This window comes from Streptomyces malachitofuscus (genome assembly GCF_055571035.1).
The window spans coordinates 1-10,678 of the sequence record NZ_JBVIGA010000061.1; the positions used below are offsets into that span (position 1 = coordinate 1).

The window sequence follows — 10,678 nt, forward strand, 5'->3', positions numbered from 1 at the left end:
GGCGGCCGCGCCCAGCGCGTGCAGCGGGGCGTCACGGTAGAGGTCGAGGGCCTCTTCGGGGGTGATCCGCCCACCGGCGGCGGCACGGTCGAGGACGGGCTGAAGCGGATGGTGCGCGGGTCGGGACATGGTGGCCGGGCCTTTCCGGTGGCGTGGGTTCGGTTCAGGGGGCGGAGGGTTCGAGCAGCCGGACGGCGACGTCGGGCGGAAACCCCTCGGCGCCACCGCCCACTCGGCGTGCGAACTCGGTGATCCCGGCGAGCTGTGCCGCGCCGAGGGTGAAATCGAGGGCCGTGGTGTAGTAGCGCTCCAGCGTCGAGGCGTCGAACTCCTCCCACTGCGAGGCCTGTTCGCAGACCTTGGCCACCTCCGCCAGCGAGAGGTCACGGGAGGCGAGCAGATCCGCGTGCACCCGGTGCACCAGCTCCGGCTCGCGGGCCAGGAAGTCACGGCGCGCGGCGAACACGGCGAACACGAACGGCAGACCCGTCCAGTCCTTCCACATCCGGCCCAGGTCGTGCACCTGAAGGCCCATCCGGGGCGCCTCGTACAGCGCGGCCCGCAGGGCGGCGTCTCCGATGACCACCGCCGCCTTCGCCTCGGACATCATGGTGCGCAGATCGGGCGGGCACACGTAGTACTCGGGGCGCACGCCGACGCGTTCGGCCAGCAGCAGCTGCGCCAGGCGCACCGACGTGCGGCTGGTCGACCCCAGCGCGACCCGCTCCCCGTCCAGGTCCTCCAGCGGCACCTGGCTGATGAGGAGACAGGACATCACGTCGCCGTCGCTGCCGACGGCGATGTCCGGCAGGGCGACCAGGTCGTCGGCGTGGCGCAGGAACTCCACCAGGCTGATCGGCCCGATGTCCAGATCGCCCGCCGCCAGCGCCTCGTTGAGACCGTCCGGCGTGTCGGCGCGCAGGTCCATGTCCAGGAGGGTGCCGGTACGGGCCAGCCCCCAGAACAGGGGCAGGCAGTTGAGGAACTGGATGTGACCCACCCGGGGACGGTGCCGGAGCACCTGCGCCGACTGCGCGGACTCGGGGACGGGTTGCTCGGTCATCGTGCACAACTCCCGGAACGGGTCTAGGGGGTGGGACGAGGGCCGGTCAGCCCTGGCGGGCCGGGGCGGCGAAGTGCTCGCCGAGTACGGCCAGCACCTCGGCGGGCCGCTCCGAGAGGAAGAAGTGACCGCCGGGGAAGACCCGCACGTCCGCTTCGGACAGGGTGTGCTCGCTCCAGGCCCGCGCCTCCTCCAGCGACGTCCGGGGGTCGGCGTCACCGGTCAGGACGGTCACCGGACAGCGCACCACCGCCCCCGGCTCACAGCGGTAGGTCTCCACCGCCCGGTAGTCGCTGCGGATCGCCGGCAGCACCATGCGCAGCAGCTCCTCGTCCTGCAGGACCTGGGCGTCCGTGCCGGCCAGGGCCCTCAGTTCGGCGATCACACCGTTGTCGTCGAGGGTGTGCACGCGCTCGTCCCTGGTGCGGGACGGTGCGCGCCGCCCGGAGGCGAACAGCCGGACCGGCCCCGACCCGGCGCGCTCCATGCGGCGCGCCACCTCGAACGCCACCAGCGAGCCCATGCTGTGACCGAAGAAGGTCAGCGGACGGTCGTCCCACCCGGCCAGGGCCTCGGCGACCCGGTCGGCAAGCTCCGCCACCGAGGCGGGACCCGGCTCGTGCCGCCGGTCCTGACGCCCGGGGTACTGGATCGCGGCGACGTCGACGCCCGGGCTGAGCGCGTTGGCGACCGGCAGGTAGAAGCTGGCCGAGCCACCGGCGTGCGGGAAGCACACCAGCCGTTCGGCGGCGTCGGGGGACGGTTGGAACCTGCGGACCCACAGGTTGTCGATGGTGGGGGACGTCATGGGCTGTGCGTGTCCTTCCGAAGTGTCGATGTGTCCGGGGCCCGGCCGCCCCCGCGCCGCCGGGCGGCATGGCGGGACGCCCGGTGGCCGGGAGCGGGGGCCGGATCAGTCGTCGGCCTGGGGGCCGTACACCTCGACCTGGTCGGCGACCCGGCGCACATGGATGCACTCGCCGGGGCACTCCTTGGCCGAGTCGACCACGTCGGTGAGCAGGTCCAGCGGGATGCGGGTCGTCGAGCCCGGCGCCTGGAGCAGCTCGTCCTCGTCGCCCTTGACGTAGGCGAGCCCGTCGATGTCCAGCTCGAACACCTCGGGCGCGTACTGGGCGCAGATACCGTCACCGGTGCACAGGTCCTGGTCGATCCAGACTTCCAGGTCCTCGTCGTTCGTCGTCTGCGGGGACATAAACACCTGCCTGGCAGTGTCGTTTGTGGCGCGTGCACGGTGGTGAGCCGTGCACGCCGGTTCACGAGGGCCCGGCCGTAACGGGCCGGCCCGGGTCACACCCGCATCGGCTGGGGCGACTCGCGGCGCAGCGGGTCCGGACCGTCGTACTCGCGGATGATCTCGTAGCGGGTGTTGCGCTCCACCGGGCGGAAACCGGCGTCCCGGATGAGGTCGAGGAGGTCCTCGCGGGTGAGCTTGTTCGGGGTGCCGTAGTTGTCCGCGTCGTGCGTGATCTTGTACTCGACGACCGACCCGTCCATGTCGTCCGCCCCGTGCTGCAGGGCGAGCTGCGCCGTCTGCACACCGTGCATGACCCAGAAGACCTTGACGTGCGGCACGTTGTCGAAGAGCAGCCGCGACACGGCGAACGTCCTCAGCGCCTCCGCGCCGGTGGCCATGGTGGTGCGGGCCTGGAGCCGGTTGCGTACCTTGCCGTCCTTCATGTCCACGAAGTCGTGCTGGTAGCGCAGCGGGATGAAGACCTGGAACCCGCCGGTCTCGTCCTGCAGTTCACGCAGTCGCAGGACGTGGTCGACGCGGTGGCGCCGCTCCTCGATGTGCCCGTACAGCATGGTGCTCGGGGTCTTGAGCCCCTTCTCGTGCGCCAGGCGGTGGATGCGCGACCAGTCCTCCCAGTGGGTGCGGTGGTCGACGATGTGCTGCCGCACCTCCCAGTCGAAGATCTCCGCACCACCACCGGTGAGCGACTCGAGTCCCGCGTCGATGAGTTCGTCGAGGATCTCGGAGGCGGTCAGCCCGGAGATCGTCTCGAAGTGGTGGATCTCGGTGGCCGTGAACGCCTTCAGCCCGACGTTCGGCAGCGCCTTCTTCAACTCCCGCAGCGAGCGCGGGTAGTAACGCCACGGCAGATTGGGGTGCAGGCCGTTGACGATGTGCAGCTCCGAGAGGTGCTCGTTCTCCATCGCCTTCGCCAGGCGGACGGCCTCCTCGATGCGCATCGTGTACGCGTCCTGCTCGCCCGGCTTGCGCTGGAACGAGCAGTAGGCGCAGGACGCCGTGCACACGTTGGTCATGTTCAGATGCCGGTTGACGTTGAAGTGCACCACGTCGCCGTTCTTGCGGGTGCGCACCTCGTGTGCCAGACCGCCCAGCCACGCCAGGTCGTCCGACTCGTACAGGGCGATGCCGTCCTCGCGGGACAGCCGCTCACCGGAGAGGACCTTCTCCTCCAGCTCGCGCTTGAGCCCAGCGTCCATGGCCGGGAACCTCCTCGTTCAGTGCCTGGCGGCACGCGTAGTGGGTCTGCGCACGGGGCGCGGGATGCCACGCCGGCGAGTCCGGGTGACGTCCCGGCGCCCGGCTGACCACGGTCCCGGCCGTCGCGCCCGGAGACGGGCGGACGCGAGGCCGGGACCGCACCACACGGACACTCCGTCGCACCGGCGGGCCGTCACGGGCCCGCGGGGCCGGCCAACGATTCCGACCGCCGCGGGCCCCCGGTCCGGCCGGTGGGCACCGACGCCGCGTCAGGTGGGGCTCCCCCATCCTGGTGGAGGGCAGTCTGGGGAAAACCCCATACCCGCAACGGCTTTGCTGAGGACGCCCACCGCACCGCGGACCCGACCGGCCGCCCACCCGGCGGACCCGACGAAAGCGAGCCCATGCCGGCGCCACTGACCCTCACGCACTCGCCCTGCCCCAACGACACCTTCGTCTTCCACGCCTGGACCGAGGGCCTGCTCCCCGACGCCCCCGCGGTACGCCTCACCTTCGCCGACATCGGCGTCACCAACGGCCAGGCCCGGCGCGGGGAACTCGACATCCTCAAGGTCTCCTACGGCGTGCTGCCGCACATCCTCGACGACTACGCGCTGCTGCCCTGCGGCGGCGCCCTTGGACACGGGTGCGGACCTCTCCTCCTGGCCGCCGAACCCACGGAGCCCGCCCGCCTCGCCGGCGCCCGCGTCGCCGTCCCGAGCACCACCTCCACGGCCTACCTGCTGTTCCGGCTGTGGGCGGCCGACGCCGTGCCCGGCGGTGTCGGCGAGATCGTCGTCCTGCCCTTCCACGAGATCATGCCCGCCGTCCGCGACGGCCTCGTGGACGCCGGACTCGTCATCCACGAGGCCCGCTTCACCTACGGCCGCTACGGCCTGCACTGCGCCGCCGACATGGGCGAGGAATGGGAGAAGCGCACCGGCCTGCCCATACCGCTCGGCGCCATCGTCGCCCGCCGCTCCCTCGGCGAGCCCGTGCTGCGCTCCCTCGCCGACGCCACCCGCGCCTCCCTGCACGCCGCCCGCCAGGACCCCGACGCCTCCCGCGCCTACGTCCTGCGGCACGCCCAGGAGATGGAACCCGACGTCGTCGACCAGCACATCGACCTCTACGTCAACGAGTTCACCGCCGACCTCGGCGCAACGGGCCTGCACGCCGTGCACGCCCTGCTCGACCGCTCCGCCCTCCTCGGCCTGCTGCCCCGCCTTCCCGACGGCGCCCTCGACACGACCCGCGCCCTGTGAACGCCCGCCCACGGAACAACCGCCTCACGGACGGTCGACCCGGCCCCGGACAACGCTAGAAGTTCACTTAGAGCACCCGGCCGAGACGCCGAACACCCGCACGACCCTTCCCACAATGGGGCCGAGGGACAGGCCCCGGCACCGGGAGCGCCGCGGCCTGTCCCCACGAGGGCATCGGGTGGCACGCCCGCCCCTCACCGGCCCCGGCGGCCCCCGACACCCCCGTGCCCACCGGCGAGCCAGTGTGCCCGCTGCCGAAGGGAGACCGACCATGAGCGAGGACAGGCTGCGCGACTTCCTGACCCGCGTCTCCAACGACCTCCAGCGCACCCGGGCCCGGCTGCGCCAGGTCGAAGGCAGGGCCACGGAACCGATCGCCGTCGTCTCCATGAGCTGCCGCTACCCGGGCGGGGTCCGCACCCCGGAGGACCTGTGGCACCTCGTCGACACCGGCACCGACGGCATCTCCCCCTTCCCGGACAACCGTGGCTGGGACCTCGACGCCCTCTACGACCCCGACCCCGCGAGCCCCGGCACCTGCTACACCCGCGAGGGGGGATTCCTCCACGACGCCGCCGACTTCGACCCCGCCTTCTTCGGCATGTCGCCCCGCGAGGCCCTGGCCACCGACCCCCAGCAGCGCCTCCTGCTCGAAGTCGTCTGGGAGTCCCTGGAACGCGCCGGACTCCGCCCCGCCGACCTACGCGGCAGCGCCACCGGCGTGTTCGCCGGAGTCATGTACAACGACTATGCCACCCGCTTCCCCGAGCCGCCGCCCGGCGTCGAGGGCCATCTGGGCAACGGCAGCGCCGCGAGCATCGCCTCCGGCCGCATCTCCTACACCTTCGGCTTCGAAGGCCCCGCCCTCACCGTCGACACCGCCTGCTCCTCCTCCCTCGTGGCCCTGCACCTCGCCGTGCAGTCCCTGCGCCAGGGCGAGTGCGACCTCGCCCTCGCGGGCGGCGTCGCCTTCATGTCGACACCGGTCACCTTCCTGGAGTTCAGCCGCCAGCGCGGACTCTCAGCCGACGGCCGCTGCAAGTCCTTCGCCGACGCCACCGACGGCACCGGCTGGGGCGAGGGCGCCGGCGTCCTGCTGCTCGAACGCCTCTCCGACGCCCGCCGCAACGGCCACCCGGTCCTCGCCGTCGTCCGCGGTTCGGCCGTCAACCAGGACGGCGCCAGCAGCGGCCTGACCGCCCCCAACGGCCCCTCGCAGCAGCGTGTCATCCGTCAGGCCCTGACCTCCGCGGGCCTCTCACCACGGGACGTCGACGCCGTCGAGGCCCACGGTACCGGCACCACCCTCGGCGACCCCATCGAGGCGCAGGCCCTCCTCGCCACCTACGGCCGGGACCGCCCCGACGACCACCCGCTGTGGCTCGGCTCCCTGAAATCGAACATCGGCCACACGCAGGCCGCCGCCGGCGTCGGCGGCGTCATCAAAATGGTCATGGCCCTGCGCCACTCCCGCCTGCCCCGGACCCTGCACGTCGACGCCCCCACCACCAAGGTCGACTGGACCGAGGGCAACGTACGCCTCCTCACCGAGCCCGTCGCCTGGCCGCACACCGAACGCCCCCGGCGCGCCGGAGTCTCCGCGTTCGGCGTCTCCGGCACCAACGCCCACGTCATCCTGGAAGAACCCCCGACGAGCGAGCCGGAGTCCGCGGAACTCCCGGAGCACGACGAGAGCCCCGCGAAGCCGCTGCCGCCGGTGATCTGCTGGACCCTCTCCGCACGCACCACCGATGCCCTCGGCGCCCAGGCCACCGCCCTGCTCGCCCACCTCGACGCCCACCCCGACACGGACGACCGTGCCGTCGCCCACACGCTGGCCACCCGACGCTCCCTCTTCGAGCAGCGCGCCGTCGTCCTGGGCACCGACCGCTCCACCCTCACCGCCGGCCTCGAGTCCCTGTCCACGGGCGGAACATCACCCGACGTGGTGGTCAGGTCCGCCCGACGGGGCGGCAGGACGGCGTTCCTGTTCTCGGGTCAGGGTGCGCAGCGGCCGGGGATGGGGCGCGAGCTGTATGAGGCTTTCCCGGTGTTCGCGGAGGCGTTCGACGCGGTGTGCGGGCACGTGGGGGAGGAGTTGCGGGAGGTCGTCTTCGGTGACGACGCCGAGCGGCTGCACCGCACCGAGTGGACGCAGCCGGCGCTGTTCGCGCTGGAAGTCGCGCTGTTCCGGCTGGTGGAGTCCTTCGGCGTGCGCCCGGACGTCCTCATCGGACACTCCATCGGTGAGATCGCCGCCACGCATGTGGCCGGGGTGATGTCGCTGGAGGACGCCTGTGCGCTGGTCGTGGCGCGTGGCCGGCTGATGCAGCAACTCCCCGCGGGTGGCGTCATGGTGGCCGTCGAGGCGGCCGAGGCGGAGGTGCTGCCGCTCCTGGAGGGCCGAACGGGCGAGGTGTCGGTAGCTGCGGTCAACGGCCCGCAAGCCGTCGTGATCGCCGGAGCCGAGGCGGCCGTCGAGCAAGTGGCCGACCAGCTGAAGTCCCAAGGGCGGCGTACGTCTCGTCTGCGGGTGTCGCATGCTTTCCACTCCCCGCTGATGGAGCCGATGCTCGAGGCGTTCCGCGAGGTGGCCGAAGGCATCGCCTACGCACCCCCGGCCGTCCCGGTCGTGTCGAATGTGACGGGGCAGCTCGCCACCGGAGGCGAGTTGGCGTCCGCCGACTATTGGGTGCGGCACGTTCGTGAAGCGGTGCGTTTCGCCGACGGTGTGGACGCTCTGGCGGCCGCGGGCGTGACCCGTTTCCTGGAGATCGGCCCCGACGGCACGCTCACCGCCCTCGCCCGGACGGTGCTCGGTGACCGTGCCGAGAACGCGGAACTCGTTCCCGTGCTGCGCAAGGACCGGAACGAACCCCGGGCGGCCGTCGCCGCGCTCGCCGCACTGCACGCCTCCGGCCGGACCGTCGACTGGAGCGCTCTGCTGCCCGATGCCTCCGACGCGGTTCCCCTGCCGACGTACCCCTTCCAGCGGCAGCGCTACTGGCTGGACCCCGTCGCGAGCCGTCCGGGGCACCGTGGGGAACACCCGCTCCTCTCCGCCGGCATCGGTCTGGCGAGCTCCGCCGGCGTCGTGGCGACGGGACGCCTCTCCGTACGCGCCCAGCCCTGGCTCGGCGAACTCGCCACCAGCGGTGGCTCCGTCGTGCCCGCCTCCGTCCTCACCGACCTGGCACTGCACACGGGACGCACCCTCGGCGCCCACCACCTCACCGAACTGCACATCGACGAGCCCCTGCCCCTGCCCGGCACCGGTGAGACGGAGATACAGACCGTCACCGAGGCCGCCACGGGCGAACAGCGCTGGACCTTCTCCCTCTACGCCCGGCCCCACGACCCGGACGCCGACGAGACCCGGGCGTGGACCCGGCACGCCCACGGCACCCTCGCCGCCGTGGCCGACACCGACGGCGTGCCCGTGCCTGGCGATATTTGGCCCCCGCAGGGCGCGACGCCCGTCGACCCGGACGAGCTGTACGACGCGCTCGGTCCCGCCGCGGGTCCGGCAGGTGAAGCACCGCAGGCCCTGACCGCCGTCTGGCGCCTGGGCGACGAGGTGTTCGCCGAGGCGACCCTCCCGGAGACGAAGGCCGGGGAGGCCGCCCGTTTCGCCGTTCACCCGGCGCTGATCGACAGCGCGCTGGTCGTGCTCGGACGACCCGCTCCGCACCTCGTGACCTGGACCGGCCTGACCCTCCACGCCAGCGCCGCCACGAGCGTACGGCTGCACGTCGGCCGACGGTCGGCGACGGAGGCCACGCTCAGTGTCCTCGACACCACCGGCGCTCCCGTCCTCACCGCCCAGCACGTCACCGTCCGGCCCATCGACACCGACCGGCTCCCCGGCACCGCACACAGGCGCGGCAGCGACCTCTACACCGTGACGTGGAGTCCCCTCGGCACCGCTTCCGCGCCGGAACCGGCCCCGACCCTGGCCCACCACACCCCGGACGACCTCCTGGCCGCCCTCTCGGGCCCGTCGGACGCCTCATTCGCCGACGTGGTCGTCGTCCCCTGGTCCACCGTCGGGACGGAGTCCGGCACAGCCCCGGCGACCGGCGTGCACGCGGCCACCGCCACCGCCCTCACCCTGCTCCAGCACTGGCTCACCGACCCGCGCACGGCCCGCTCGCGGCTGCTGGTGCTCACGCGAGGAGCCGTCGCCGCCACCACCGGGGAGACCGTGACGGACCTGCCCGCGGCGGCGGTCCGAGGGCTGCTGAAGTCGGCCGCCTCGGAGAACCCCGGACGGATCCTTCTCCTCGACGCCGACACCACCCCCACCGACGAGCACCTCGTGTCGGCCGTACACCACCCCCACGACGAACTCCTGCTCCGCGACGCACGGTTGCTGGCACCCCGGCTCACGCTCGCCCCGGACGACCTCGACGAGACGTCGGACGTCGCCTTCCCGACCGACCGCACCGTCCTCGTCACCGGAGGCACCGGCACCGTCGGCTCCGCCGTGGCCCGCCACCTCGTCACCCGGCACGGTGTCCGCCACCTGCTCCTCGTCTCCCGGCGCGGCCCGCAGACCCCCGGGGCCGCCGAGCTGACGGACGAGCTCGCCGCTCTCGGCGCCCGGACCACCGTCGTCGGCTGCGACGCCGCCGACCGCGACGCCCTCGCCGAGGTGATCCACGGCCTGCCGCCCCAGCATCCGCTCGGGGCCGTCGTGCACGCGTCGGGAACGCTGGACGACGGCGTCATCACCTCCCTCACCCCCGACCGCCTCGCCACCGTCCTGCGCCCCAAGGCCGATGCGGCGATCAACCTCCATGAACTGACCCGTGACCTCGGCCTCTCGGCGTTCGTCCTGTTCTCCTCGGCCGCGGCCACCCTGTCGGGACCGGGGCAGGGCAACTACGCGGCCGCCAACGCGTTCCTCGACGCCTACGCCGCCCACCTGCATGCCGCGGGCCACCCGGCCGTCTCCATCGCCTGGGGCCTGTGGGAGGCCGACAGCGCGATGACCCGGGGACTCGCCGACGCCACCCACGACCGTGCCGCCCGCACCGGCATCGGCGCCCTCCCGACCCAGGATGCCCTACACCTCTTCGACCGCGCCCTGGCACACACCGGAGGCGCGCCCCTGCCGCTCCGCGTCGACCGCACGGCACTGCGCCGGGCCGCCGACCGGCTCCCCCCGCTGCTGCGCACCCTGACCCGCCGCCCGGCGCTGCGGGAGGCCGCCGCGCGCTCGACGTCCGCCGAGTCACCGCTCGACCTGATGCACCTCCCGGAACCGCGGCGCCGGGACGCGGTCAACGACCTCGTACGCTCCGCCCTCGCCGACGTACTCGGACACACCTCGGGCGCACAGATCCCACTCGGCATGCCCTTCGCCCAGTTGGGCCTCGATTCCCTGACCGGCCTCGAACTGCGCAACGCCCTGTCCCGGGCCACCGGCACGCCGCTGCCGGCCACGCTGGTCTTCGACCACCCCACCCCAGCGGCCGTCACGGACCTGCTCCTCGCCGAAGTGGCACCTGCCGCCACGCCCGACGGCTCCACGGCACGCACCGGTGACGACGTCCCACTCGCGGACGACCCCCTGGCCATCATCGGCATGGGGTGCCGATTCCCGGGCGGCGTCGAAACCCCCGAACAGTTCTGGGAACTGCTCCTCCAGGGCGAGGACGCCATCGGCGACTTCCCCGCAGACCGCGGCTGGGACAACCTCGACGCCCTCAACGACGTGGTCACGGACGGCATCGATCAGTCCGCCTACACCCGACGCGGCGGTTTCCTGTCCGGTGTCGGTGATTTCGATGCGGAGTTCTTCGGTGTGTCGCCGCGTGAGGCGTTGGCGATGGATCCGCAGCAGCGGTTGTTGCTGGAGGCGTCGTGGGAGGC

6 protein-coding genes and 1 pseudogene are annotated in these 10,678 nt (G+C 72.7%); 2 read left to right on the forward strand and 5 right to left on the reverse strand.

The annotated features are described in order from the left end of the window. The 5 genes and pseudogenes from ACZ44S_RS38930 to mqnE all read right to left on the reverse strand — a co-directional run. A pseudogene (locus ACZ44S_RS38930) lies at positions 1–129 on the reverse strand (dehypoxanthine futalosine cyclase); the annotation flags it as partial. Positions 130–163: 34 nt separating this feature from the next. Next, complete coding sequence (locus ACZ44S_RS38935) at positions 164–1,063, reverse strand: menaquinone biosynthetic enzyme MqnA/MqnD family protein (RefSeq protein ID WP_466938201.1); 900 nt, start codon at positions 1,061–1,063, stop codon at positions 164–166. A gap of 46 nt (positions 1,064–1,109) precedes the next feature. Further along, positions 1,110–1,871, reverse strand: a complete 762-nt coding sequence (locus ACZ44S_RS38940; protein ID WP_466938203.1) for a thioesterase II family protein — start codon at positions 1,869–1,871, stop codon at positions 1,110–1,112. A gap of 105 nt (positions 1,872–1,976) precedes the next feature. Beyond that, positions 1,977–2,276, reverse strand: a complete 300-nt coding sequence (locus tag ACZ44S_RS38945; RefSeq protein ID WP_466938205.1) for a ferredoxin — start codon at positions 2,274–2,276, stop codon at positions 1,977–1,979. A 95-nt stretch (positions 2,277–2,371) separates the two neighbouring features. Then, entirely contained in the window at positions 2,372–3,535 is a 1,164-nt protein-coding gene (gene mqnE / locus ACZ44S_RS38950; RefSeq protein WP_466938207.1) for an aminofutalosine synthase MqnE, read from the reverse strand. Positions 3,536–3,940: 405 nt separating this feature from the next. Here mqnE and ACZ44S_RS38955 point away from each other — a divergent pair, with 405 nt between their 5' ends. Together ACZ44S_RS38955 and ACZ44S_RS38960 are read left to right on the forward strand one after the other, a co-directional pair. Further along, a complete protein-coding gene (locus tag ACZ44S_RS38955; protein ID WP_466938209.1) occupies positions 3,941–4,801 on the forward strand; it encodes a 1,4-dihydroxy-6-naphthoate synthase in 861 nt (286 codons plus the stop codon). Positions 4,802–5,072: 271 nt separating this feature from the next. Next, positions 5,073–10,678: SDR family NAD(P)-dependent oxidoreductase (locus ACZ44S_RS38960; RefSeq protein ID WP_466938212.1), on the forward strand; the 5,606-nt coding region annotated here is incomplete at its 3' end.